Here is a 25,052-nt window from a genome sequence, read left to right as displayed (position 1 = left end):
GCCCGGACGGACAGCGGCCCGGACGGTGCGGGCGGGCCGGCCGCCGGCCCGCCCCCGGCCCTCACAACGGTTCGGCGTCGGTCAACTCGCCGTCCAGCGACAGCCAGCGCGTGATCTTGATGTCCCGCAGGAACGGGATGTCGTGGCTCGCCACGATCAACGCGCCCTCGTAGGCCGCCAGCGCACCGGTGAGCTGCCGAACACTGGCCATGTCCAGGTTGTTCGTCGGCTCGTCCAGCATCAGCAGCCGCGGCGCCGGTTCGGCCAGCATCAGCGCCGCCAGCGCCGCCCGGAACCGCTCGCCGCCGGAGAGGGTCCCGGCCGGCCGATCCGCCCGCGCGCCCCGGAACAGGAAGCGGGCCAGCCGCGCCCGGATCAGGTTCTCGGTCGCCCCCGGAGCGAACCGGGCGACGTTCCGCGCGACGCTCAGCCCGTCGTCCAGCACGTCCAGTCGTTGCGGCAGGTACCGCATCGGAACGTGGACCACCGCCTCGCCCGCCACCGGCTCCACCTCCCCGGCGACCGTGCGCAGCAGCGTGGTCTTGCCCGCCCCGTTCCGGCCCACCAGCGCCACCCGCTCCGGCCCGTGCAGGTGCAGCTCGGCACGGACCCCGTTGCGCAGTTCCACCCCGCGCAGGGCCAGCACGGTACGGCCGCGCGGCACGGTGGTGTGCGGCAGGTCGACACGGATCTCGTCGTCGTCCCGGACCGCCTCGGCGGCCTCGTCCAGCCGCTCCCTCGCCTCCTTCAACCGCTCCTCGTGAAGGACGCGGTGCTTCCCCGCCGACTCCTGGGCGGCGCGCTTGCGCGCACCCGCCACGATCCTCGGCAGGCCCGCGGTCGCGGCGGCCTTCCTGCCTTGGCGCGCCCGCCTGGCCAGCTTCTCGTGCGCCTCCGCCAACTCGCGCTTCTGACGCCTGACATCGGCCTCGGCCGCGCGGACCGTCCGCTCGGCCGCCTCCTGCTCCACGGCCAGGGCCGCCTCGTAGGCGTCGATGTTCCCGCCGTACCAGCGGACCTCGCCACCGCGCAGGTCGGCGATCCGGTCGACGCGCCGCAGCAGCTCGCGGTCGTGACTGACCACGACCAACACCCCGTTCCAGGAGTCGACGGCGTCGTACAGGCGGCGGCGCGCGGCCAGGTCGAGGTTGTTGGTGGGCTCGTCCAGCAGCAGGATCTCCGGCCGGGCCAACAGCAGCGCGGCCAGCCGCAGCAGGACGGACTCCCCGCCGGAGACCTCGCCGATGGTGCGGTCCAGACCGATGTGCTCCAGACCGAGCTGGTCCAGGACGGCCCGGGAGCGCTCCTCGACGTCCCAGTCGTCGCCGACCGCGGTGAAGTTCTCCTCGCTCGCGTCCCCGTTCTCGATGGCGTGCAGGGCGGCACGGGCCTTCGCGACGCCCAGGGCCTCGTCCACCCGCAGGGCGGTGTCCAGGTGGACCGCCTGCGGCAGGTGGCCGACCTCGCCCGCGGTGCGCACGGACCCTCGGGACGGGCTCAGCTCACCGGCGATCAGTCTGAGCAGAGTGGACTTCCCGGAGCCGTTGAGCCCCACCAGACCGGTGCGGCCGGGGCCGGCCGTGAAGTGGAAGTCCTCCAACACGGGGGTGCCGTCCGGCCAGGCGAAACGCACTCCGGAACAGACGATGGACGCGGCGGACGGTGCGGAAAGCGGCATGGGGCCTCCGGTTGCTCTCGTGGTGTGGGGAAGGGGGCGACACACGAAGGCACCGGCGGACGCCGTGCGACGACGCCACGGAGACGGAGGGCGGGAGAAACACGAAGGCCCTGGACACGTCCGGTCCGAAAGGGCGGCTCACGGCCCGAGGTCGTCGCACACACGGAGAACCACGCGGAACACTTCCGCGGATCCGGTGCCTCATGACCTCAGGCGAGCAACGGCCTCTCCGATCGACGACGACAGGGCCGTGAAAAACGGTACGGCACCCCCCGGAGGGCCGCAAACGGTTTTCCCACCCGCCCCGGCGGCGGCTACCGCCTCCCCGGGGAAGTGTGCTGTGCTGCGGACCATGACCGACCGTGCCCGCCGCGACGTCCGTCCCGTCACCTGGTCCCGCCTGACGGACGCGGTCGCCGACCGTCTCGCCGCCGCGGACACCCACGACGGCTCGCCCTGGGTGCGCGCGGCGATCGACGGCGCCCCGGCCGCCCGACCGGGGGAGTGGGCGGACGACCTCGCCGAGGCGCTGCGGCTGCGCGGTCGCCCCGTGCGGCGGGTGAGCGCGGACGGCTTCCTGCGCCCGGCGTCGCTGCGGCTGGAGTACGGACACCGCGACCCGGACGCGTATCACGACCTGTGGCTGGACACCGGCGCCCTGTGGCGGGAGGTGTTCGGGCCGCTCGGCCCCGACGGCACCGGACGGATCCTGCCCGACCTGTGGGACCCGGTCACCGACCGCGCCACCCGCAGCCCCTACGTCACCCTCCCGCCCGGCGGCGTGCTGCTGCTGGACGGGCCGCTGCTGCTCGGCCGCGGCTTCCCGCTGGACCTCACCGTCCACCTGCGTCTCTCCCCGGCCGCCCTGGCCCGCCGCACCCCCGAGGAGGAGCACTGGACGCTGCCGGCCTTCGCCCGCTACGCGGAGGAGACGCGCCCGGAGGAGACGGCCGACGTGGTGGTCCGCGCCGACGACCCCCGCCACCCGGCCTGGACCGGCTGACCCGCCCACGTGCCCGGAGCGGATGAGTACGAGCGCCCATGCCGGCGGGCGCCGTCCGTCCGTAGCGTCACGGCCATGACGGTGGACGCGCGGGGACGGGGCACGGGACGGAAGCGGACCCGGTGGGTGGTGGGAGGCGGCGTGGCGCTGTACCTCGCCGTGGTGCTCACCGTGGTGGTCGCCCTCCTCGTTCCCACGGCCCGCCGGATGTGGTACGGCGAGCCGTATCCGACGGCCACCCCGGACGTCACCGCCGAACGCCTCCAGGACCGCTCCCGGTGGGCGTACGACCTCCTCGACCTGCCCGAGCCGGTCACCGAGGCGTGGAACTTCCTCGAGGACGGGTCCTGCCACCACCGCGGATACCAGTACCTCGCCCACTGGGACGAGCCCGTGGAGGGCGTCATCGACCTCGAACACTCCTGGGGAGTGGACGGGATCGAGGAGAGCACGGCCAGGGCCGCCCTGGGACGGTTGCGCGGGCGGCTGGAGTCCGAGGGCTGGAAGCTCACCCACGACCTCGGACGGGAGAGCGCCCGCTCCACGTCCCTCAATTTCCGGTACCTGCACCCGAAGAGCGGCCTGAAGGTCAACGCGCGGTGGCACGACTCCCGCAAGGGGCTCTTCGTGTCCTTCCACGCCCCCTGCGCACGCATCCCGGACGGGCACCCCCGAAAAGACGAGCCGACGCACTTCTGGCACCCCGACGGACCGTTCTGACAGACCGTCAAAGCGGCCGAACGCGCCGCTCCTCGCCGTTGGACGGCGGGAGGACGAGGCCGGTGATCCGGCCCGTGCGCTCCGGTCGCGCCGTCACCGAACGGGCAGGGTAGCATCCCTGCCAATGCCCGGACGTAGCGCAGAGGCAGACGCGCTCGCATGGCGTGCGAGGGGACGCCGGTTCGAATCCGGCCGTCCGGGCAGGTTCGGCACGGTCCCGTAGCGCAGAGGCGGACGCGCCCGCATGCCATGCGGGAGGACGCCGGTTCGAATCCGGTCGGGGCCACCGGGGGAGCGGGAGTCACGGGGGCATGGGCGAGGCCGACGGGACCGAGGAGATCACCGACGACGAACTCGCGGCGTTCGACCGCACCGTGGCCAAGCTGCGCACCCTGCCCGCCGACGATCCGGTGCGGCTGCGCGCCGAACAGGTCGCCGCGTCCTTCGCCCGCGACGGACGACTGCGCCGCCGGAAGGACCGCCACCGCCACCGGATCGCCGCCGACGCGGCCACCATCGCAGCCACCGCCACCGGATCGACCGCCCGACGCGAGGACGCCCCGCTGGACGGACCGGGGAAACCCGGTGTCTTCGCCCGCCCCCGCCGCTGCTATGTGTGCAAGCGCCGCTACCACCGGGCCGACGCCTTCTACCACCTGCTGTGCCCGGAGTGCGCCGCCGACAACTCGGCTCGTCGACGGATGCGCACCGACCTCACCGGCCGCCGTGTCCTCCTCACCGGAGGCCGGGTGAAGATCGGTTTCCACCTCGCCCTGATGATGCTCCGCGACGGCGCCGAACTGATCGTCACCACCCGCTTCCCCCACGACGCGCTGCGCCGCTTCGAGGCCGCCGAGGGAAGCGGCCGGTGGCTGGACCGCCTCACGGTCGTCGGGATCGACCTGCGCGACCCACGGCAGGTCATCGGCCTGTGCGAACGGCTCCACGCCGACGGCCGCCCGCTGGACATCCTGGTCAACAACGCCGCGCAGACGGTGCGACGCCCGCCCGAGGCGTACGCCGTCCTCGCAGAGGGGGAGCGGCACGCCGCCGCCCGCGAACTGTCCGCCGGGATGCTGTACGCGCCCGGCTACCGACCGCTGCCCGGCGCGTCCCTGCCGCAGGCCGCGCTCGCCCCGGCCCTGCCCGGACAGCGCCCCTCCGCCGGGCCGGACGCCCTGCCCGCGGTGGACGAGGCCGGACTGCTGCCGGACACCGCCCCGCACAACTCCTGGTCCGCCCGCCTCGGCGAGCTCGATCCGACCGAGGTGCTGGAGACCCACCTCGTCAACGCCCTCGCCCCCACCCTGCTCTGCGACCGCCTGCTGCCCCTTCTGCTGGCCTCCCCGCACCCGCGCCGTTACATCGTCAACGTCACGGCGGTGGAAGGTCGGTTCGCCGTGCGGAACAAGACCGCCGGCCACCCGCACACCAACATGGCCAAAGCCGCCCTCAACATGCTCACCCGCACCAGCGGACCCGAACTCGCCGCCCACGGCGTCCACATGTGCGCGGTGGACACCGGCTGGATCACCGACGAGAACCCGGCCCCGAAGAAGGCCCGACTCGCCGGACGCGGCTTCCGCACCCCGCTCGACGTCGTCGACGGCGCGGCCCGCGTCTACGACCCCATCGTGCGCGGCGAGGCCGGAGCACCGGTCTCCGGCGTCTTCCTCAAGGACTACCGGGAGGCCGAATGGTGACCACCGACGGGCGGACGGACACCGGCTTCGCGGGCATCGGCCCCGTCACACCCCGACCGGCGGACGACCTCGCGCCCCTGCTGAACTGGCTGCGCACCGGACGGACCCCGGCCGAACGCCTGGACTTCACCGCCGGCACGGCCCTGCCCGACGGACGGCTCGACCTGTGCAAACAGGCTCTCGGCCCGGACGGCGCGGCGGCCGTCGCCGATGCCCTGCGCCCCGGACCCGTACGGCACCTGCTGCTGGGCACCGACGGGCTCGGCGACCAAGGAGCCTCCACGGTCACGGAGAAGGCCGCCGAAACCGGTGTCGAAACGCTCTACCTGGGCTGCAACGGCATCACCGCGGGCGGCGTCTGCCGCATCGCCGATGGCCTGCGCGCCTCCCCGCAGGCCGTCACCGGCGTCTGGCTCAAGCGCAACCCCCTGGGCACGAACGGCGGGGGAGGGCGGGCCGTGGCGGACCTGATCGAGTCGGCGCGCTCCCTGCGCACCCTCGACCTCGTCCAGACCGGCCTGGACGCCACCGAACTCGACCTCCTCACCGGGGCGTTGACCGTGGCCGACCGACAGGGCCGGCGGATCGAGAGGCTCTATGTCGGCGGCAACCCCCTCGGAGCCGAGGGCGCGCGCCCACTGGCCGCGCTCCTGGCCTCCGGAGCGGTCGGCGAACTGTACGTCGCGGCCGCCCGGCTGGGGGACGAGGGAGCGCTCCTCCTCGCCGACGCCCTGACCACCGCGCCGCACGGCAGGCTGCGCCGGCTGTCCGTCGCGAGCAACGGCATCGGTCCGCGGGCCGTGGCGGCCCTGGTGTCCGCGGCCGTCGCGGCGGGCGTGGAGGTGTGCGATCTGGGCCGGGTGAAGGCGGCGGGAGTGCTCGGCGCCCGCGACAACCACGTGGACGAGGACGCCGCCCGCGCGATCGCCGGGGCGCTGACGGAGAGACCGCACCGGATGACGCACCTGGTGCTGGCCCACACCGGGATGCGCAGCCGCGAGGCGCACCGTCTCCTCGACACGGCCCCGCGCGCCGTCACCGCCACCCGGTTCGTCCTGGGCAAGGGCATCGCGACCAGCGTGCGCCGTCGCCTCGACGCGCTCGCCACCCACCTTCCGCCGCTGCCGCCCGTCCCCGCCGACGTCGCCGCCATCCGCAGCGTCCACCGCCAACCGCCGCCCGGCGCCTGAACCCTCCGGTCCCGCCCCGGTCAGCCCTCGTCCGGACCGTTGGACGGCACGGGTGTCCGTGCGGACCAGAAGTCGGAGTGCTTGTTCGGCAGAGGCGGTTTCTCCTCGGTGTACTCCGGACCTCCGATCGCCGACTTGGGTGGCGCGACCTCGGACTGCTCGGCGCAGGGAGTGGAGGCCTGAAAGTGTGCTTGCCCCTTGTATCCGAACTTCAGCCGGATACGGAACCCCTCGGGCGTTTCCGCGTAGATCGCAGGGAAGGTCTCGCTCTCATTGACCGAGATGATGCGGTAGCCGCTGTTCTTCCAATGGCGCTCGACGACGCCAAGGAAGCTGCCGCGCCGTTCATCCGAGATGATGGTCAGTACCGAACGACGGCGAGATACGGCTCCGGCCTCCGTTGCCTCGCCTTTCCAGTCGGTACATGCCTGGCTTGTCGTTGCGCTATAGGACCATTCCACCTCGGGGTGTATGGCTTTGATGGTCCCGTCCAAGAGGGCGTCGGCTTGGTCGGCGGCTTCCTGCATGTTCACGGTGAGGACTCGATCTTTCGCAATTGAATCGGGTTTTGTCTTCGGAGGGTCTCCGCAAGAGGAAAGGAGTATCGCGATACCCAGCACGCCGATCACGCGGGACTTCACCGGTGCTCCTCTGCCTTTGCTTCTTCCGGGTGGCCCGAGACAATCGCTGCGATATTGTCTGCGGAGACCTGGTCTTTCTCCGGGTTGAAATAGTTGGAGTGTGCCGGTGTGGGGTTTGTGGGGTCGTCGGGGTCCATGAAGGGAGGGTACCCGTCGTCCACCAGAAAGCGTTTCGCTCCGAATGCCTCGCTGGCCGGGTCCTTGCCGAACCAGATGTCGTCGTTTCCGATGTCCGACAGTTCATAGCCGAGGTAGGAGCCGAGAGGGCCGAGGTTCGACCAGATGAGGGCGCCGCCGAGCTCCTTCTTGGAAGGGAGCATCGTCACCGGGTCGTTGTCGGCGGAGCCGACGTAGACGTGGTCCTTGCCGACGCCCAACTCGTCGGCTTTCTGGGCATCCACTCCCGGGCTTCCCAGCAGAATGATGTCGTCGACGCCCGGAATTCCCCCGCGCTCCTGTGCGGCGAGGCCGACGGTGAGGGAACCGTAGGAGTGGCCGATCGCGACGAGGTGGGGGTCGGCGTGCCGGTTGGTCGCCGCCAGCCCGTCCATGAAGCTGTTGTACGCCGGTGCTCCCGCCGCGGCGTGGTCCTTGTGCATGACATCGAGGTTGTCCAGAGGGCGGTCGGCGGGAAGTTGCGGCGCGTCGTAGCCGAGCCAGACGATCGAGGCGCTCGAAGGGTCGTACTCCCGGGCACCGACGGCGGTATGACGGGCCCGCTCCAAGTCGTTCTTGGCGAAGTGCTCGTCCAGCGCCGTCCCGAGGCCGGGAACGTAGGCGGACACGTTCCTCGACGTGTCGGGGTTTCCGTAGCTGACGATCGCGCGGCCGTTGCCCTCGTCGCCGATGCCGAGGAGGAAGATCGGCGGATCGCCGCCCGCGCGCAGCTTTCTGTCGATTTCCCGAAGACCCGCGAGTTTGGTCTCCGCCTGTGGGGTCCCCTCCGCCTCCAACTTCCCCATCAACAACGGTAGGTAGGCCCTGTTGGCGGCGTCGCGGGTCTCCGCGGGGATGCCGTCCATGGAGCCGATCTCATGGGGGTGGAGGGCCAGGTACTGCTCCCGCTCCTCCTGGTCGAGGCTTGCCCACCACTCCTTGCGCTGGGCCGGTGTGAGGTCGTGGGGGAGGTCCTTTCCGAGGTGGTCGTCGGCTGCCTTGCGCGTCACCGCGGCATCGCGGTAGGCGTCCGCCCACATCGCGTCGTTGACGTCGAGCCCCGGTTTGGTCCGCAGCCTGCGGATGGCGGTCGCGTAGCCGTCGTCCACCGATCTCGCGTCGTCCACGGCGCGGAAGATCCGGTCGGCGATGTCCTGGGCCTTGGCGCGGTTGGGGTTGGCCTCCGACAAGGTGGGCCGTTGAAGGGCGGGGCCCAGGAGAGGGCCGGATCCCGTGACGGTTCCGCCTGGTGGTGTGAGGCCGCCCACCTCCTCGCCGCCGGCCGGATAGCTCACCGAACCATCCGCGTGGACGGTGAACCTCAGGGCCGCCGCATCGTCGAGGGCGTCTCTCAACTTCCGCTGGAGCGGCCTGAGTTCCCGCGCCAAGCCGTCCAGGGCGGTGCGCACGAGCCCGCACTCCGTGTGGATGTACCGGAAGTTCTCGCTCAGCCTCCGCAGCCTGCGGACCGCGGCCTTCTCGGCTTCCCCTTCCTGGGTCCTGCCCAGCCTGCCCGTCATCTCGTCGTCGACACGGGGACGGGCCGCGCTCGCCCGGTTGCCGACGTCGGCCCACCCGTCGGCGGCGTCCTCGATCCCGGAGAGCCTGAGATCACGGAGTTCCTGCCAGGTCAGTCCGCTCGCCACGGTCACTTCCCCCGCTGCTCGAAGGAGGACGTGGTGGCGGCCTCGTTCTCCTCGTGGTCCTCGGCCACCTTCCGCAGCTTGCCGGCGAGGCTCTCGCACTCCTTGCGGGCGTCCTCCAGGCGCTGTTCCCAGGAGTCGCGGACGGCGCCCAGGGCCGCGATGCTCGACAGACCGCTCCCTTCGGAGGCGACGCCCTCGTGGGAGGTGACGAGCTTGTCCTTGGCGGCCCTCATGCTGCTTCGGAGGTCGTCGGCCACCGTGGCGGCGGACGTCCACGGGCCCGAGCTCTGCCGCAGCCGTCCGGAGCCGCCGCCTTCCTGTCCGTTCGCGGAGGCCAGTGTCGTCCTCGGGCTTCCGGCGGTCGGGGCATCGGCCCCGGACCGCGGTCGTTCCGTGAGGTCGATCAACTGCCGCCACACGTCCGTCTGCTGACCGGTCACCACCGCGCCGTCCCACCCTCGACCGTGCCGATGCCGAACCGCGCCCCGCGATCCCGGGTTCGGAGCATCGGGAGAGCACGGGCGCCGCACTGGGGTTCAGTGCCCGGCGATGCTATCCGCGCACGGCGGGCCGGCCCCATGAGTACGCGTACTCATATCCGGACGGCCCGGTCCGTCGGTGCCGGGGAATCACCGCTCGGACCGCGATGTCCCGCCCGGCTCCCGACCGACGTTCGGCGCTCCCGGCAGGGTGAAGGAAAGGGGGAGGAAGTTGACGTACCCCCGGACGGTCCGGCCTCACACCCTGTGTGCGCGGGCCGATGCGAACAGGAACAGGCCGTACAGCATCAGCCCGACGGCGACAGCAGCCAACAGCCACGGCCCCACCGGCGTCCCGGCGAGGACGCGCAGGGAGTCGTCCAGCCCCTTCGCCTCGTTCGGGTCGTACCGCACCGCCGCCTGCACCACGAAGCCGCCCGCCACCGTGAAGACCAGCCCGCGCGAGACGCCGCCCGCCACCCCCAGGACGTCCACGGCACGCCGCAGACGCGCGGGCACCGGCCCCAACTCCTCGCGGAACGTGCGCCGAAGCGCCCGCACCGCGCTCCACACGCCGATGCCGACCACCGCCAGGCCCAGCGCCCCCGCCAACCAGCGGCCCACCGGGAGGTCCAGCACCCGGGAGGTGAGGTCGCGGGACTGCTCGTCGCTCGAACCGCCGCCCCCGGAACCGGCGGCGAAGGCGATCGCGGACGTCGACAGGACGGCGAGCACCGCGAACCGCGCGGCGGACCGCAGCCGCTCCCGCGGCCTGTGGCCGTTCGGACGCGCCGCCCCCGACAACGCCTCCGACAGCCGCCACAGGGCCAGTCCGGCGAGTCCGATGCCGATCGCCCACACCAGGAACCCACCGAGCGGCTGTCGGGCCAACTCCCGCAGCGCGCCGCCGCTGTCCGCCTGGTGTTCCCGGTCGCCGAAGGCGATTCGCAGGGCCAACAGACCGATCAGCAGGTAGACCACGCCGTAGGCGACCAGCCCCCAGCGGGCGGCGGCCTCCATGGCGGGACTGTTCGCGGCCCGTCTCGTGTTTCCGCGCACCGACGCCGGCGCGGTCGTCGTGGTTCTCATGCCGCGCCGTCTGCCCCGTACGGGCGAGGTGACGCGCCACGGGGAAGCGCCGTCCGGGACGGCCGGCACGCGAACGAGGCGCGCGAACCAGACGCGCGAACGAGACGAGCGGGCCGAGAAAACACCCGAAAGGGGCATGGCGGGCGGAACGGTTATAGCCTGGAAATGCCTTCGTACGTCTCCGCCAGGGAAGGCGACATCATGACATTCGTCCAGGTCATCGACTGCAAGACCCACCAGGCCGACAAGCTGGACAGGCTGATGGACAACTGGGTCAAGGCGACCCAGGGCAAGCGAACGGCCACCCACTCGATCGTCGGACGGGACCGCTCCGACTCCGCGCACGTGGTGGAGATCGTGGAGTTCCCCTCCTACGAGGAGGCGATGAAGAACTCGCGGCTGCCCGAGACGGACCGGATCTTCCAGGAGCTGCTGGAGGTCTGCGACGAGGCGCCCACGTTCACGGACCTGGACGTCTCCCGGGACGAGCAGCTCAACACCGGTGTGGCCCGCACCTTCGTCGAAGAGGTGATCAACCGGAGGAACTACGACGTGGCGGACGCGCTGTGCACTCCCGACTACCGGGAGCACGACCCCGCCCTGTCGTCCTACGGCATCGGGCTCGCGCGGGCCAAGGAGGAGAACCGGGAGGTCCTGGAGGCGTTCCGGCCGACGATCACCGTCGAGAGCATGATCGCCGAGGGTGATCTGGTGTGTGCGCGGCTGTCCTACACGGGCCGCCACGTCGGTCCGTTCAAGGGTGTGGAGCCCACGGACCGAGAGGTCATGGGGACCGGGCACGTCACCTTCCGCTGCGAGAACGGGAAGATCGCGGAGGGTTGGTGGAACTGGGACGACCTCGGCCTGCTGCGGCAGATCGGTGCCGTCGAGATGTAGGGCCCGCCACCGGGGTGAATCCGCCGTGATGTGACACAGCGTCAGCGAGTTGTCACCCACATGGGTTCACTTCGCCCCTTTCTGTGGTGAAGCGTCCGCCGGGGCCGCGAGGATGACGGCGACCGTTCTCACCGAGCCGCCGTTCCCTCTCGGGGCGAGCGGCGGTGACCAGAAGGGGGAAATCATGCGCACACGCGTGGCGCACTTCGTCGGTGCCGCGGCCATGGCGGCGGGACTGCTGGCGGCCGTACCGTCCAACGCCACCGCGGAGCCCGCGGCGGCCGGAGCCGAGGCCCGCTACGAAGGACAGCGGATCAACCTGCGGGAGGAGGGTTGGCGGGGGGCGCACACCTGTGTGGTCACCACCCCGCAGGACATCGACTGCTACGGCAAGGGCAGCGAGGCCGACGCCGCCCTCGGGTACGACAGGTCCGCGGACGCGAAGGCCCTCCCGGCCTGTGCCCGGGGCTGGCTGTGCCTCTACGAGCACGTCAACGGGGGCGGACGCCGGCTGATCTTCAACGACGAGTACTGGCACGACCTCAACGAGTACGGCTTCGCCAACAAGGCCAGCTCGTGGCGGAACCGTCAGAGCCGGGGCGACACCGGTGGTCTGAAGATGGGCAACGGGCAGCAGATCTGGATCGGCGCGCCGGAGTACAGCTCCAACCTCGGCGGCTACAACGACCGCGCGCGGTGGGTCCACGGCTGACGGGCCGGTGGCGCGACGACGGAAGGCCGGGCCCCTGGTGAGCGCTCACCAGGGGCCCGGCCCTTGTGCTGTTCGGGTCCGGACGCCTCGGACGCCGGGCGGGTGCCGGGGGTGCCGGGCTGCCGGGCGGGGCGGGGTGGGCGGAGGCTCAGGAGAAGGGCGACGCCATCTCGTCGAGGATCTCGCCGATCACCTCGGCGAGTTCGCGTGACTGGTCCTCCTCCGTCCACAGGTGCGTGCCGATCCGCAGGGCGGTGAGGAACGCCGCCGCCACGACCTGGGGGCGCACTCCTTCCGGGCCGGGCCGTTCCGACACGGCGAGGGCGAGGTCCCGTTCGAGTGCCGCGTGGTTGGCGAGCTGTCGGGCGAGGAGGGAGGGGTGCCTCTTGGCCAGGCGGCTGCGCACCGCCCACTCGGGGTCGGGGTGGCCGTACCGGTGGGCCAGGGCGCGCAGCGCGTTGCGGAGGGCGGTCCAGGCGGGCTCGTCGGCGGGCCGGTCGCGCACGCCCTGGACGAGTTCGCGGATGCGCTCCTCCTCGCCGTACAGGAGGGCGTCCTCCTTGCCGGCGAAGTAGTTGGAGAACGTTCTGCGGGAGATCCCGGCCGCGTCGGCGATGGCCTCGATGGTGACCTTGTCGAAGCCGTGCTCGACGGTGAGGCGCAGTGCCGCCTCGTGCACTGCCTGCCGGGTGGCGGCCTTCTTGCGCTCGCGCAGTCCCACGGTGTGTTCCATGAGGCCATCATCTTACGGAAGGTAAAGATTTCCCAATGGGCAAGTTTGCCCATTGGGCATGTATGGTGAGTGGGTTCCCCGCCGTACCCGTACCCTCCGGAGGTTGCGCGTGAGCGCACGAACGGCCGCGCCCGCGGACGCCGCGCCGATGGACCACCGCCCTGTGATGCGCGCGTTGAGCGGGCTGCTCCTCGTGCTCTTCGTGGCGATGACCAGCAGCACCGTCGTCTCGGTGGCGCTCCCGCAGATCGTCGGCTCGTTGCGGGGCTCCCAGTCGCAGTACACCTGGGTGGTCACCGCGACCCTGCTGGCGTCCACGGCGTCCACCCCGATCTGGGGCAGGCTCGCCGATCTGTTCAGCAAGAAGCTGCTGCTCCAGATCGCGATCGGTATGTTCGTCGTCTCCTCACTGGCCTGCGGGTTCGCCCAGAACACCGGCCAGCTCATCGCCTTCCGCGCCGTCCAGGGGCTGGGCATGGGAGCCCTCCAGACCCTGGTGCAGGTGATCATCGCCGCGATGATCAGCCCCAGGGAGCGCGGCAGGTACAACGGCTACCTCGGCGGTGTCATGGCCGTCGCCACCGTCGGCGGACCGCTCCTCGGCGGCGCCATCGCCGACGTCTCCTGGCTCGGCTGGCGCTGGTGCTTCTTCATCGCCGTCCCCTTCACCCTGATCGCCATGGTGATGCTCGCCCGGACCCTGCACCTGACCGAGGTCCGCCGCCCCGACGTGAGGATCGACTACGTCGGCGCCGTCCTCATCGCCGCCGGTGTCGGCCTGTTGCTGCTGTGGGTCACCTTCGTCGGCGGTCACTTCGACTGGATCTCCTGGCAGACCGGCGTCATGGCCGGCGGCAGCGTGGTCCTCCTGGGCGCCGCGGTCGCGGTGGAGGCCAGGGTCGCGCAGCCGGTCGTGCCGCTGCACGTCGTCAAACGCCGCGATCCGGCCCTCGCCATCCTCGCCAGTCTCGCCGTCGGCATGGCCATGTTCGGGGGCGCGGTCTTCCTGGGCCAGTACTTCCAGATCGGCCGGGGCCACTCGCCCACCGAGGCGGGCCTGCTCACCATCCCGATGATGCTCGGCGTGCTGATCTCCTCGACCGTCTCCGGGCGCATGGTCTCCAGGAACGGCGTGGTCAAGCCGTACATCGTCGTCGGCGCGGTGATCCTCACCCTGGGCTTCCTGGGCCTGTCCACCATCGACCACGAGACCTCGCCGGCGATCGTCTCGCTCGGCATGTTCGCGGTCGGCGTCGGCGTCGGCATGTCGATGCAGAACCTGGTGCTGGTCGTCCAGAACACCGTTCCCCTGAGCGAACTGGGCGCGGCCAGCGGCGCGATCACCTTCTTCCGCTCTCTGGGCGGCACCGTCGGCGTCTCGGTGCTCGGCGCGGTCCTCGCCAACCGGGTCGCCACGGACATCGCGGGCGGGCTCGCCAGGATGGGCGTGGACTCCGGCGACGAGGCGGCGAGCGGGACCACGCTCGACCTGGCGGGCATGCCGCCCGCCGTCGTGGAGGTCGTCCGCGCCGCCTACGGGGACGGCACCGGCCACGTCTTCCTGATCTCCGCGTGCATCGCCGTGATCGGCGTGATCGCCACGCTGTTCCTCACCCCGGTGAGGCTGCGCGACAGCGTCGACCTGGCGCCCGCCGCCGACGAGGGCGCCGGGGCCCGGAAGGAGACGGTCGGCGGGACCACGGCCGGCTGACACCGCGTCGACGGCGCGCACGGCGGGGGAGGCGCACGGCGGAGAAGAGGGGCCGGGCCCCGGCGAGCGGACCGCTCGCGGGGGCCCGGCCCCTTTCGGTGTTCCCGGACGTCAGCGGGGAAGCGTGGTGGAGTCGACGTGGGCGGAGATCGCCGTCCGCGGCTGTTCGCGAGCCGGTCCGTCGAGCGGGTCCCAGGCGTCGGTGTGCCAGACGTTCTGCAGGAAGGCCGACGGCTTGTCCGGGATGCGGGAGGCCGGGCCGCGGTACTCCCAGAGCACGTTCTTCCGGCCGCTGTCGTCGTAGCCCCAGAAGGTCACCGAATCCGGCTGCCAGTCGAACATGAAGGTGCGGAACTGCTTCGAGGAGTCGAAGCCGGGGACGGGCGTGACGCTCGCCGGGCTGTTCTCACCGGGCAGTTCGGGTTGGCAGGGGCCGCCGAGCACGTGCATGTAGCAGTTGTGGAGGACCTTCCCGGTGCGCATGTCGATCGCGCGGGAGATCTTGCGGACGGCCCCCGTGGCGCCGTCGTAGTCCGTCCAGATGGTCAGCCAGACGACGTGCGGTTGGGCGCAGAGCACCTCGATGTCGATCTCGTCGTTGTCGGGCAGGCCGTTGCCGTTCTCGTCCGCGTGGTTCGACGAGTAGGTGAAGGTGCCGGTGACGACGCCGAGTCGGCCCTGCCCGGTGCAGTCCGCGGTCCGGATGCGGGTTCCGTAGGTGCCGTAGCGGTACGTCCTGTCGTTGCTGATGATCTCCACGCCGTTGCCCGGGCCGACGCCGGGACGGGCGTCGAGCGTGAGCCGCAGCGCCCGGCCGTCGTCGGCGCCGCTCGTCGACACGGTGCCGACGGTGCCGCCGGGCGCCGACGTCTGCGAGAAGTGGGGCGACTCTCCCGTCCAGTTCTCCGTGACGGGCGCCGCCGCGGCCGAGTTGGCGAAGAGGACGCCGGCCATGACGGCCGCCGTGCCGGCCGCGAGCCATCGCGGACGGAGGACTCTCCGGCGGCGGGACGAGGGTGGGGGTGGGGGTGGCGTGTGGGGCACGGGTCTCTCCCTGGTGCGGGCTCGTGTGGAAGGCGCCCGGCGCGACTCCCGTGACACGGCGTGGGGCACGAATCCGGGAGGGACGACAGGCGCTCTGAGAGCGCTCTCAGGATTGACCGCCGGACGGTGCGTGTCAACGGCGGAGGGCCCGCGCCGGAACGGACGGCGCGGGCCCGAGAGGGAGACCGACAGGGGAAGATGAGGGAGAGGGGTCAGGAACCGGCCGCCGCCTCGCGGGCCGCGAGGCGGGCGCGGCGCGCGGCCAGCCGCTCGTCCAGCTTGCGGGCCTCGCCGTCCAGACCCTCCAGGAACAGACCCAGCTCCTCCTGCGCCTTCAGACCCTCCGGACCGAGCCCGCCGATCTCCAGGACCTTCAGGAAACGCAGCACCGGCTGGAGCACGTCGTCGTGGTGGATGCGCAGGTTGTAGACGCCGCCGAGGGCCATCCGCGCGGCGGCCCGCTCGAAGCCGGGAATGCCGTGACCGGGCATCCGGAAGCCCGACACCACGTCGCACACCGCCCGCATGGTCTGGTCCGGGGCCAGCTCGAAGGCCGCCCGCAGCAGGTTCCGGTAGAAGACCATGTGCAGGTTCTCGTCGGTGGCGATCCGGGCCAGTATCCGGTCGCAGACCGGATCGCCGGACAACCGGCCGGTGTTGCGGTGCGAGATGCGGGTGGCCAGCTCCTGGAAGGCGACGTAGGCCACCGAGTGGAGCATCGAGTGCCCGTTGTCGGACTCGAATCCCTCCGACATGTGCGCCATCCGGAACCTCTCCAGCTCCACCGGGTCCACGGCGCGCGAGGTCAGCAGGTAGTCGCGCATCACGGTGCCGTGCCGTCCCTCCTCGGCGGTCCACCGGTGGACCCAGGTGCCCCAGGCGCCGTCGCGGCCGAAGAGGGTGGCGATCTCGTGGTGGTAGCTGGGGAGGTTGTCCTCGGTCAACAGGTTGACCACCAGGGCCGTCCGGCCTATCTCCGAGACCTTCGACTGCCCCGGCTCCCAGGGCTCGCCGCCCAGCGGGCCGTCGAAGTTCCGGCCGTCGCTCCACGGCACGTACTCGTGGGGCATCCACTCCTTGGCGACCTTCAGGTGCCGGTCGAGTTCCTTCTCCACCACCTCTTCCAGGGCGTACAGCAGACGTGCGTCCGTCCACCGCTCGGTGCCGTGGGCAGGGGGGAGAGCGAGGGTCATGAGGGCTCCAGGGGAGGGGGGCAGGTGGAATTACCTACGGAGACGTAGGTTACGAAACCGTAGGTTACCGGCCCCGGTGATGGCAAGGTCGGTGCCCTGAACAGCGGGTATGTCGGACATCGGCCGTTCGTGCGAACGTTTCCGGGCGTACGGCGCGGGAGGCGTGCGCCTCACCCTGATCGCCGTTCCCCGGACGCGGGGGAATCCCCGCGGGCGCGGGCGGTGGCCGCGGGCCCCGAGCCGGACGGGCCGTGGTGACGGGCGCCCGGAACGCCGGTGGGGACGGCGCCCGGCGCCGTCCCCACCACGCTCCGCCGGCCGGTGCGACCGGCCGGCGTCGCCTCAGCGACCGCCGGAGCCGAGCAGGCCCGCGCGGCGCAGCGCCTCGGCCATCTCGCTGTTGACCGGCGCGGCCTCACGGCCCCGGCCGCCGCCCCGCCGGTCGCCCCCCTGCCGTTCGCCCTGACGCTGGCGCGGGGCGGCACCGCGCCGCTCACGCGCCGGGCGGGCGCCCCGATCGCCGCCGGCCGCCGGACGGGCGTCGTCGTCCAGCCGCATCGTCAGCGAGATCCGCTTGCGCTGTACGTCCACGTCCAGCACCTTGACCTTCACGATGTCGCCCGGCTTGGCCACGTCGCGCGGGTCCTTCACGAAGGTCCTCGACATCGCCGAGACGTGGACCAGGCCGTCCTGGTGGACGCCGATGTCCACGAAGGCGCCGAACGCGGCGACGTTGGTCACCACGCCCTCCAGGACCATCCCCGGGGACAGGTCGCCGATCTTCTCCACGTCCTCCCGGAAGGTGGCCGTGCGGAAGGCCGGGCGCGGGTCGCGGCCGGGCTTCTCCAACTCCTTGAGGATGTCGGTGACCGTGGGCAGACCGAAGGTGTCGTCCACGAAGTCCTTGGGCCGCAGCGTGCGCAGCACCGTGGTGTTGCCGATGAGCGCCGCCACCTCCTCGCCCGTCGCCTTCACCATCCGGCGCACCACCGGGTACGCCTCGGGGTGCACGGCGGAGGCGTCCAGCGGGTCGTCGCCGCCGCGGATGCGCAGGAAGCCCGCGCACTGCTCGTACGCCTTGGGGCCCAGCCGCGGGACGTCCCGCAGCGCCTTGCGGCTGCGGAAGGGGCCGTTGGCGTCACGGTGGGCGACGATGTTCTCGGCCAGCCCCGGACCGATGCCCGACACCCGCGACAGCAGCGGCGCCGAGGCGGTGTTGACGTCCACGCCGACGCCGTTCACACAGTCCTCGACGACCGCGTCCAGCGAGCGCGACAGCTTCACCTCGGACACGTCGTGCTGGTACTGGCCGACGCCGATCGACTTGGGGTCGATCTTGACCAGTTCGGCCAGCGGGTCCTGGAGGCGCCGGGCGATGGAGACCGCGCCGCGCAGCGAGACGTCCAGGTCCGGCAGTTCGCGGGAGGCGAAGGCCGAGGCGGAGTACACCGAGGCGCCCGCCTCGGAGACCATCACCTTGGTGAGCTTCAACTCCGGGTGTGCCGCGCACAGTTCGGCGGCCAGCCTGTCCGTCTCCCGGGAGGCGGTGCCGTTGCCGATGGCGATCAGTTCGACCCGGTGCTCCTTCGCCAGCCGCGCCAGGGTCGCCAGCGACTCCTTCCAGCGGTTCTGGGGGACGTGCGGGTGGATGGTGTCGGTGGCGGCGACCTTGCCGGTGGCGTCGACGACGGCCACCTTCACGCCCGTGCGGTAGCCCGGGTCCAGGCCCATCGTGGCGCGGGTGCCGGCCGGGGCGGCCAGCAGCAGGTCGCGCAGGTTGGCGGCGAACACGGCGACCGCGTCGTCCTCGGCGGCCGTGCGCAGCCGCAGCCGCAGGTCGATGCCCAGGTGCACCAGGACGCGGGTCCGCCAGGCCCAGCGCACGGTGTCGGCCAGCCACTTGTCGGCGGGACGGCCGCGGTCCTCGATGCCGAACCGGCGGGCGATGGCGCGCTCGTACTCGGACGGGCCGGCGGGCGCGCTCTCCTCGGCGCCCTCCGGCTCCGGGTCCATGGTGAGGTCGAGGATCTCCTCCTTCTCGCCCCGGAACATCGCCAGCACCCGGTGCGAGGGGAGTTCGACGAGGGGCTCGGCGAAGTCGAAGTAGTCGGCGAACTTGGCGCCCTGCTCCTCCTTGCCCTCCCGCACCCTGGAGACCAACCGGCCGCGCCGCCACATCGTCTCGCGCAGTTCGCCGATGAGGTCGGCGTCCTCGCCGAAGCGTTCGGTGAGGATCGCCCGCGCGCCGTCCAGCGCGGCGGAGGCGTCCGCGACGCCCTTGTCCGGGTCCACGAACGCCGCCGCGGCGGTGGTCGGTTCCACGGTCGGGTCGTTCAGGAGGCCGTCGGCCAGCGGCTCCAGGCCCGCCTCGCGGGCGATCTGCGCCTTGGTGCGCCGCTTGGGCTTGTAGGGCAGGTAGATGTCCTCCAGGCGGGCCTTGGAGTCGGCGGCGCGGATCCGGGCCTCCAACTCGGCATCGAGCTTGCCCTGGGAGCGCACGGACTCCAGGATCGCCGTCCGCCGCTCCTCCAGCTCCCGCAGGTAGCGCAGCCGCTCCTCGAGGGTGCGCAACTGTGCGTCGTCGAGGCCGCCGGTGGCCTCCTTGCGGTAGCGCGCGATGAACGGCACGGACGAGCCGCCGTCGAGCAAGTCGACGGCGGCCCTGACCTGCCGTTCCCGTACGCCGAGTTCCTCGGCGATCCTGCCCTCGACGGACGCCGCGCCGGTCGTCTCGCCGGCCGCGCCCTCGACGGGCATCTCTCCGATGGACTGTGTCACGATCCGTTCCGCCTTCTCGGTGCTGGGTGTTCCCCCGGTAGCCCGCATTGTTACAGGCGGCACCGACGGGCGGCCGGTCAGACGCGGCGACCGGCGCGTGAAGCTCCGCCGAAGAGACGGGCCAGGAGACGGAAGGGCAGCGTCACCACGGTCGCGATGGCGCCGCCGACGGTACGGAGGGCGTCTGCTATGGCTTTGAACATGTCATAACGGATGACCGCCGACGACCCGGACAAACCAACCCGGTTCGTTTCGATTCCGGCCCGCCCGATACCCGCCCCGGGCCGCTCAGTCCTTGCCGAACAGACCGTCGGGGAAGGCGCCCGCGCCGAGCGCGGCGGTGGTGAAGGCGCCGCACAGCTCGGTCAGCCGCAGGGTGCCCGCCGCGCCCAGGTGCTCGTACGGGGGGCGGTCGAGCCGGTCGGTCTCCTCCTCCAGCTCCTTGCGCAGGGCCACCCCGGCCTCGGTCAACTCGCCCTCGGCATCGAGCAGTCCGCGCCCGCGCAGCCGCTCCTGGGCCTCCTCCCAGTCCCGCCGGCGGTAGCCGCGGGTGGCGAGCACCCACGTCGGGGACATGCCCCGGCCACTGGCGGTGTGGCTGACCAGCGCCTCCAGCGGGTCCAGCCCGGCGCGCTGGAGGAGGGCCACGTGGGCGTCGCCGCGGTGTTCGCGCAGCAGCGTGGCCGCGTGCCACAGGGCCAGGTGCGGGGCCTCGGGCACGGGGAGGTCGGCGTGCGCGGCGTACAGCGGACGGCCGGGGCGGACGCACCCCTCCGCGGCGCGCAGCGCCAACTCGGCGGCCTCGGCCATCTCCTTCGAGGCCACCGCCTCCTCGCCCAGCAGCCGCCGCAGCATGGAGTCGACGGCCCGCAGCCGCGCGGCGAGCACGGTCTCGGGGGAGGCCAGCTCCCACACGCCCGGCAGGTGGCGGGCGACGAGGTCGTGGTGGAAGTTGTGGAAGGTGGCGGTGACGACCCCCGGGCCGACCCGGCCGAGCGCCGCGGCGCGGGCGGCGAAGTAGACCGCGGAGGGGTCCTCGATGCCGTAGGGGGCGAGCTCCCGAGGCAGGTCGGGGGCGAAGTACAGGGCCGAGTGCAGGGGATTGAGGACGTTGTGGCAGCGCCGTCCGGCACGTGTGGGAAGCGAGGTCATGCCCGGCACGCTACTCGCCGGTAAGGGGCCAGGTGAAGACCGGGGGACGCCGTTCCAGGAAGGCGGAGACCCCCTCGGCGGCCTCGTCGCTCTCCCGCGCCACGCGGTCCCAGTACGCGATCCGCTCCGGGTCCGGCGGGACGTCCGCGCCGGCGGCGAACTCCTTGGCCGCGGCCTGGGTGAGCCGCGAGCGCGAGAGCAGCAGACGCGCGAACTCCGCCACCCGTCCGTCGAGTTCCCCGGCCGGGTGCACCTCGTCGACCAGGCCGGTGCGCAGGGCGCGCTCGGTGTCGATCAGCTCGCCGGAGAACAACAGGTACTTGGCGGTGGCCGGACCGACCAGGGACGCCAACCGTCGGGTGCTGGAGGCCGCGTAGACGATGCCGAGCCTCGCCGGGGTGATCCCGAAGAGGGCTCCCTCGGCGGCGAACCGCAGGTCGCAGGCGACGGCGAGCTGACAGCCGCCTCCCACACAGTGGCCGCGCACGGCCGCCAGAGTGGGGCGGGGGAAGGCCGCCAGGGCCTCCTCGGCGGCCACCGCCAGGCCCCGGGAGTCCTCGTCGCGGGCCCGCAGCGAGCCGATGTCGGCGCCCGCGCAGAAGGTGTCCCCCTCGCCGGTGAGGACGAGGACCCCCACCTCGGGATCGGCCGCGAGCCGCTCCAGCAGGGTGGGCACCCGGCGCCACATCTCCGGTGTCATCGCGTTCCGTTTGCTCGGATTGCGGATGGTGAGGGTGGCGACACCGTCCTCGACGGTGGCGAGCACGGCCGGCTCGGTGCGCTGGGACATGCTCGGATCGTAACGACCGGGGGCACACCGGGGGACTTCGGGGGACACCGGAGGCTCCGGGGGAAGCCGAGGGACGGGCCTCCCCGGGGCCGCAGAAACGATCGCGCAGGGTCGGTCACCGGTGCGAACGGCGCGTAAGTCTTCTGTCAATTGCCATCGATAAGTGCCGACTTGCAGTCACCCCGCCGGACGGTCCGTCCCACCGCCCAACACTCGACGGAGCGACCGGCCCGGTCCGGGCCGGAGGACACGCGGCGGACGAGCCGGAAGCGGGGTGCGGGCAGATGGAGATCCGTGGGGACACCTTCCCCGAGCCGAGCGGGCGGGCGCCGACGGCGGCCCCGGACGGACCGGCGGTGAGGCCACGACCGTACGAGGGCACGTGGCGGTTCACAGCCCCGGTGCGGGACTCCTCGGTGCCCCGGGCACGCCACACCGTGCGCGACCTCCTGAGACGCGGAGGCGTCCCCCTCTCCGAGGAACTGCTCCACAGCCTGCTGCTGATCCTCTCGGAACTGGTCACCAACGCCGTGCGGCACGCCGCCCTGCTCTCGACGGAGATCGGGGTGGAGGTCGTCGTCGGCGCGGACCGGGTGTGGATCGGGGTCGAGGACGGCCACCCCTACCGGCCCTCGGCACTGGCCGCCGACCCGGACCGGGAGCACACCGGGGGACGCGGCCTGCTCCTGGTCACGGCCATCGTCGCCGAGGCGGGCGGGAGCTGCGAGGTCCTGCAGACCGCGTCCGGCGGCAAGGTGGTCCGGGCCGTCCTGCCCCTGTGGCCGACGTCACCAGCCGGCTGAGACCCCGGCCACCTCGCGGATGCCCGCGCGCGCCGCGTCCAGCACCGTCGTGAACCAGGCCGAGAACGGCTCCTCCTCGTGCCGCTTGGTCAGCTCCTCGGGCGTCACGAACGCCGTCTCGGCGATCTCCTCCGGGTCCGGGCGCGGGGTGTCCCGCACCAGCCCCGCGAAGAGGTGGTTGTACTCCTGCTCGACCAGGCCGGAGACCGGGTCCGGGTGGTTGTAGCGCACCGTGCCCGCCTCCCGCATCAGCCAGGGCGCCACGCCCAACTCCTCGCCCACCCGGCGCGCGGCGGCGGCGAAGGGCGTCTCACCGGGGTAGGGGTGGCCGCAGCAGGTGTTGGACCACACGCCGGGGGAGTGGTACTTCCCCAGCGCCCGGCGCTGGAGCAGCAACCGGCCCATGTCGTCGAAGAGGAAGACGGAGAAGGCCCGGTGCAGGCGGCCCGGGGCCTGATGGGCGGACAGCTTCTCCGCGGTCCCGACGGTCGCGCCGTTCTCGTCGACCAGTTCGAGCATGATCGGGTCCGCCGTGCCGTTCGTCATGTCCGCCCTTCGTCAGAATGTGTCGGAACGGAACCCCTCCGATGTTCCGACTTTTTCCGTCCCAGTGTGCCCCACACCGCCGGACGTCGCGCGCCGGCCGGGGCCGGAGCGGGGACCGGCCGACCTCCTCAGTGGCACAACCCGCTCTCGTACGCCGCGTGACCGCGGGGTTCGAGCTGGAAGGTGCAGTGCTCGACGTCGAAGTGCCGGTCCAGACAGTTCCGGAGGTCGTGCAGGATCCTGTCGTGGCCGGCCGACTCCAGCTCCTCCCGGTCGACCACCACGTGCGCGGAGAGCACCGGCATGCCGGAGGTGATCGTCCACACGTGCAGGTCGTGGACGTCCTCCACGCCCGGCACGTCCAGGATGTGCTCCCGCACCCGGGCCATGTCCACGTGCCGGGGCGCGGCCTCCAACAGGACGTCGATCGCCTCGCGCGCCAGCTTCACCGTGCGCGGCACGATCAGCACCGCGATCAGCAGCGAGGCGATGGCGTCGGCCCCCTCCCAGCCGGTCACCACGATCACCAGCGCGGCGATGATCACGGCGAGGGAGCCCAGGGCGTCCGCCGCCACCTCCAGGAAGGCGCCGCGCACGTTCAGGCTCTCCCGCTGCCCCTTCATCAGCAGCAGCATGGACAGGCCGTTGAGGGCCAGACCGACCACACCGAACAGGACCGTCAGCCCGCCGGGGACCTCCTGCGGATGACGCAGCCGGTCCAGGGCCTCCACCAGGATGTAGCCGCCCACCCCGAGCAGCAGCACGCAGTTGAGCAGCGCGGCGAGGATCTCGACCCGGGCGAAGCCGAAGGTGCGGCGCTCGCTGCCGGGCCGGTTGGCGACGTGGATCGCCAGCAGCGCCATCCCGACCCCCACCACGTCGGTCGCCACGTGACCGGCGTCCGCCAACAGCGCCAGCGAACCGGTCAGGGCGGCGCCCACGGACTCGGCGAGCAACAGCACGATCGCGATGACCAGGGCGGCACGCAGCCGTCCCCGGTACGCGGCCGCCGCCGTGCCCGGACCGCCGGGAGGCGGTCCGCCGTGGTTGTGCCCTGCGCCCATGGTCGATGCCTCCGTCAGTCGTGGTCGATCGGCGGACGATCTCAGTGAACTACGGGAGGGGGGTATGGGGCAACGCGGCACTGAACACCGTTGTCATCCCCTGTGACCTGCGTCTTCTCGGCCGGTCTCAGCGGGCCTCGGGGCGACGCAGGCGCCAGCCCTCCCATGCCGAGGCCACCATTCGACGTACCCCGTGCCGGGGAGACCAGCCCAGCTCCGCGCCGATCCGCTCGGCCGAGGCCACCACCCCGGCCGGATCGCCCGGACGGCGGGCGACGACCAGCGGCGCGGGCTCGTGGATGCCGGTGACCTCGGCGACCAGATCGGCCAGCTCCCGCACGGACACGCCCCGACCGGTCCCGACGTTCACGGTCAGGTCCTCGCCGGCCGGGAGCTCCGTCAATCGGCGGGCGACGGCCAGATGGGCGTCGGCCAGGTCCGCCACGTGGATGTAGTCGCGGACGCAGGTGCCGTCGGGCGTGGGGTAGTCGTCACCGAAGATCCGCGGGGGCTCGCCGCGGGTGAGGGCGTCGAAGAACATCGGGATGACATTGGACACACCTGTGTCGGCCAGCTCCGGCCGGGCCGCCCCCGCCACGTTGAAGTAGCGCAGGCACGCGGTGGACAGTCCGTGCGCCCGCCCGGCGGAGCGCACCAGCCACTCGCCCGCGAGCTTGGTCTCGCCATAGGGGTTGATCGGGCGGCACGGGGTGTCCTCCGTGACCGGGTCCTCCTCCGGCACACCGTAGACGGCGGCGGAGGAGGAGAAGAGGAAGCGCCGCACTCCCGCCGCGACCACCGCCTCCAGCAGCACCGTCAGACCGTGCACGTTCTCCCGGTAGTACTCCAGCGGCCGCTCCATGGACTCGCCGACCTGCTTCTTCGCCGCCAGGTGGACCACACCGGCGACACCGTGATCGACGATCACGCGGTCGAGCACGGCACGGTCGCGCACCGTGCCCCGCACCAACGGCACGTCGGACGGGAGCCGCTCCGGCACGCCGCCGGAGAGGTCGTCCAGCACGACGACCCGCTCTCCGGCCCCGGTCAGGGCCCACACCACGTGCGCGCCGATGTATCCCGCTCCACCTGTGACCAGCCATGTCATGCCCGCAGCCTAGCCACTGCCGTGGACGGCCCCGGTTCTTGTGCGGGCCGCCGCGATCGACGATGCTGTGCGACGGGCGCGACGGGTGCGACGGCGGTGCAACCCCTCTCCGGTGAATCCGCGGTGAACTGCCGCTTCCGCCGATCCGATAACCTCTGGCCACGTGCCGCCCGCCCCGAACGGGCGATGGCGCACGGTGACCGCTGCCCGGATGCC

General features: G+C 72.2%; 23 protein-coding genes and 2 tRNA genes. 10 read left to right on the top strand and 15 right to left on the bottom strand.

Annotated elements, in window-relative coordinates; genetic code table 11:
* Positions 1-61 precede the first annotated feature (61 nt).
* Positions 62-1,678, bottom strand: coding sequence for an ABC-F family ATP-binding cassette domain-containing protein (locus IF47_RS0108855; protein WP_031507861.1), 1,617 nt, complete (start codon positions 1,676-1,678; stop codon positions 62-64).
* A 352-nt stretch (positions 1,679-2,030) separates the two neighbouring features.
* Between IF47_RS0108855 and IF47_RS0108850 the strand changes: the two genes are divergently transcribed.
* The 6 genes from IF47_RS0108850 to IF47_RS0108825 all read left to right on the top strand — a co-directional run bounded on the left by IF47_RS0108850 (position 2,031) and on the right by IF47_RS0108825 (position 6,294).
* A complete protein-coding gene (locus IF47_RS0108850; RefSeq protein ID WP_031507859.1) occupies positions 2,031-2,681 on the top strand; it encodes a nucleoside/nucleotide kinase family protein in 651 nt (216 codons plus the stop codon).
* A gap of 75 nt (positions 2,682-2,756) precedes the next feature.
* Positions 2,757-3,401: a hypothetical protein gene (locus IF47_RS0108845; RefSeq protein ID WP_031507858.1), complete on the top strand. Its 645-nt coding sequence runs from the start codon at positions 2,757-2,759 to the stop codon at positions 3,399-3,401.
* A 128-nt stretch (positions 3,402-3,529) separates the two neighbouring features.
* Positions 3,530-3,602, top strand: a tRNA-Ala gene (locus IF47_RS0108840).
* 12 nt (positions 3,603-3,614) lie between these two features.
* A tRNA-Gly gene (locus tag IF47_RS0108835) sits at positions 3,615-3,687 on the top strand.
* A gap of 25 nt (positions 3,688-3,712) precedes the next feature.
* Positions 3,713-5,104 (top strand): SDR family NAD(P)-dependent oxidoreductase, encoded by a 1,392-nt coding sequence (locus tag IF47_RS0108830; RefSeq protein WP_031507856.1) that lies wholly within the window; start codon positions 3,713-3,715, stop codon positions 5,102-5,104.
* Positions 5,098-6,294 (top strand): leucine-rich repeat domain-containing protein, encoded by a 1,197-nt coding sequence (locus IF47_RS0108825; protein WP_037732268.1) that lies wholly within the window; start codon positions 5,098-5,100, stop codon positions 6,292-6,294. Before IF47_RS0108830 ends, IF47_RS0108825 begins: the two co-directional genes overlap by 7 nt.
* Before the next feature lie 20 nt (positions 6,295-6,314).
* On the opposite strand, the gene IF47_RS0108820 is transcribed toward IF47_RS0108825, so the two are convergent.
* The 4 genes from IF47_RS0108820 to IF47_RS0108805 all read right to left on the bottom strand — a co-directional run bounded on the left by IF47_RS0108820 (position 6,315) and on the right by IF47_RS0108805 (position 10,236).
* Positions 6,315-6,935, bottom strand: a complete 621-nt coding sequence (locus IF47_RS0108820; RefSeq protein WP_245641054.1) for a hypothetical protein — start codon at positions 6,933-6,935, stop codon at positions 6,315-6,317.
* Positions 6,932-8,737, bottom strand: a complete 1,806-nt coding sequence (locus tag IF47_RS0108815; protein ID WP_031507853.1) for an alpha/beta hydrolase — start codon at positions 8,735-8,737, stop codon at positions 6,932-6,934. Before IF47_RS0108815 ends, IF47_RS0108820 begins: the two co-directional genes overlap by 4 nt.
* A gap of 2 nt (positions 8,738-8,739) precedes the next feature.
* The gene (locus IF47_RS27605) at positions 8,740-9,177 is read right to left on the bottom strand and encodes a hypothetical protein (RefSeq protein WP_245641053.1); all 438 of its coding nucleotides are present in this window, start codon (positions 9,175-9,177) and stop codon (positions 8,740-8,742) included.
* A 297-nt stretch (positions 9,178-9,474) separates the two neighbouring features.
* Positions 9,475-10,236: a DUF1206 domain-containing protein gene (locus IF47_RS0108805; RefSeq protein ID WP_245641052.1), complete on the bottom strand. Its 762-nt coding sequence runs from the start codon at positions 10,234-10,236 to the stop codon at positions 9,475-9,477.
* 270 nt (positions 10,237-10,506) lie between these two features.
* On the opposite strand from IF47_RS0108805, the gene IF47_RS0108800 reads away from it, so the two are divergent.
* Together IF47_RS0108800 and IF47_RS0108795 are read left to right on the top strand one after the other, a co-directional pair.
* Positions 10,507-11,202 (top strand): ester cyclase, encoded by a 696-nt coding sequence (locus IF47_RS0108800; protein WP_031507849.1) that lies wholly within the window; start codon positions 10,507-10,509, stop codon positions 11,200-11,202.
* A gap of 184 nt (positions 11,203-11,386) precedes the next feature.
* Positions 11,387-11,914 carry a peptidase inhibitor family I36 protein gene (locus IF47_RS0108795; RefSeq protein ID WP_031507848.1) on the top strand — a complete coding sequence of 176 codons (528 nt, stop codon included), beginning with the start codon at positions 11,387-11,389 and terminating at the stop codon, positions 11,912-11,914.
* Between the two features lie 148 nt (positions 11,915-12,062).
* Here IF47_RS0108795 and IF47_RS0108790 read toward each other — a convergent pair whose 3' ends face one another.
* On the bottom strand, positions 12,063-12,647 hold the full coding sequence (locus tag IF47_RS0108790; protein WP_031507846.1) for a TetR/AcrR family transcriptional regulator: 585 nt from the start codon (positions 12,645-12,647) through the stop codon (positions 12,063-12,065).
* A 148-nt stretch (positions 12,648-12,795) separates the two neighbouring features.
* Between IF47_RS0108790 and IF47_RS0108785 the strand changes: the two genes are divergently transcribed.
* Complete coding sequence (locus tag IF47_RS0108785; RefSeq protein WP_211257179.1) at positions 12,796-14,358, top strand: MDR family MFS transporter; 1,563 nt, start codon at positions 12,796-12,798, stop codon at positions 14,356-14,358.
* Positions 14,359-14,469: 111 nt separating this feature from the next.
* On the opposite strand, the gene IF47_RS0108780 is transcribed toward IF47_RS0108785, so the two are convergent.
* From IF47_RS0108780 to IF47_RS0108760, 6 genes are all read right to left on the bottom strand, one after another.
* On the bottom strand, positions 14,470-15,312 hold the full coding sequence (locus tag IF47_RS0108780; protein ID WP_031507844.1) for a glycoside hydrolase family 16 protein: 843 nt from the start codon (positions 15,310-15,312) through the stop codon (positions 14,470-14,472).
* A 302-nt stretch (positions 15,313-15,614) separates the two neighbouring features.
* Entirely contained in the window at positions 15,615-16,595 is a 981-nt protein-coding gene (locus tag IF47_RS0108775) for an acyl-ACP desaturase (RefSeq protein WP_031507842.1), read from the bottom strand.
* Between the two features lie 342 nt (positions 16,596-16,937).
* Entirely contained in the window at positions 16,938-19,352 is a 2,415-nt protein-coding gene (locus tag IF47_RS0108770; protein WP_051717273.1) for a Tex family protein, read from the bottom strand.
* 98 nt (positions 19,353-19,450) lie between these two features.
* Positions 19,451-19,576, bottom strand: coding sequence for an LPFR motif small protein (locus IF47_RS31885; protein WP_281179458.1), 126 nt, complete (start codon positions 19,574-19,576; stop codon positions 19,451-19,453).
* A gap of 85 nt (positions 19,577-19,661) precedes the next feature.
* The gene (locus tag IF47_RS0108765) at positions 19,662-20,525 is read right to left on the bottom strand and encodes an SCO6745 family protein (RefSeq protein ID WP_031507839.1); all 864 of its coding nucleotides are present in this window, start codon (positions 20,523-20,525) and stop codon (positions 19,662-19,664) included.
* A gap of 10 nt (positions 20,526-20,535) precedes the next feature.
* Positions 20,536-21,315 carry an enoyl-CoA hydratase/isomerase family protein gene (locus tag IF47_RS0108760; protein WP_031507838.1) on the bottom strand — a complete coding sequence of 260 codons (780 nt, stop codon included), beginning with the start codon at positions 21,313-21,315 and terminating at the stop codon, positions 20,536-20,538.
* A gap of 284 nt (positions 21,316-21,599) precedes the next feature.
* Between IF47_RS0108760 and IF47_RS0108755 the strand changes: the two genes are divergently transcribed.
* Positions 21,600-22,118 carry an ATP-binding protein gene (locus IF47_RS0108755; protein ID WP_037732264.1) on the top strand — a complete coding sequence of 173 codons (519 nt, stop codon included), beginning with the start codon at positions 21,600-21,602 and terminating at the stop codon, positions 22,116-22,118.
* Here the strand turns inward: IF47_RS0108755 and idi are convergent.
* The 3 genes from idi to galE form a co-directional block, all read right to left on the bottom strand.
* Complete coding sequence (idi, locus tag IF47_RS0108750; protein ID WP_031507835.1) at positions 22,104-22,664, bottom strand: isopentenyl-diphosphate Delta-isomerase; 561 nt, start codon at positions 22,662-22,664, stop codon at positions 22,104-22,106. The two genes, IF47_RS0108755 and idi, sit on opposite strands and share 15 nt — an antisense overlap.
* Before the next feature lie 128 nt (positions 22,665-22,792).
* Positions 22,793-23,728: a cation diffusion facilitator family transporter gene (locus IF47_RS0108745; RefSeq protein ID WP_031507833.1), complete on the bottom strand. Its 936-nt coding sequence runs from the start codon at positions 23,726-23,728 to the stop codon at positions 22,793-22,795.
* Positions 23,729-23,855: 127 nt separating this feature from the next.
* Complete coding sequence (gene galE, locus IF47_RS0108740) at positions 23,856-24,836, bottom strand: UDP-glucose 4-epimerase GalE (RefSeq protein WP_031507831.1); 981 nt, start codon at positions 24,834-24,836, stop codon at positions 23,856-23,858.
* Positions 24,837-25,052: the final 216 nt, after the last annotated feature.

Origin of the sequence: Streptomyces megasporus (assembly GCF_000718985.1) — a bacterium.
Taxonomy (GTDB): Bacteria; Actinomycetota; Actinomycetes; order Streptomycetales; family Streptomycetaceae; genus Streptomyces; species Streptomyces megasporus.
This window is presented reverse-complemented; position numbering and strand designations above follow the sequence as displayed.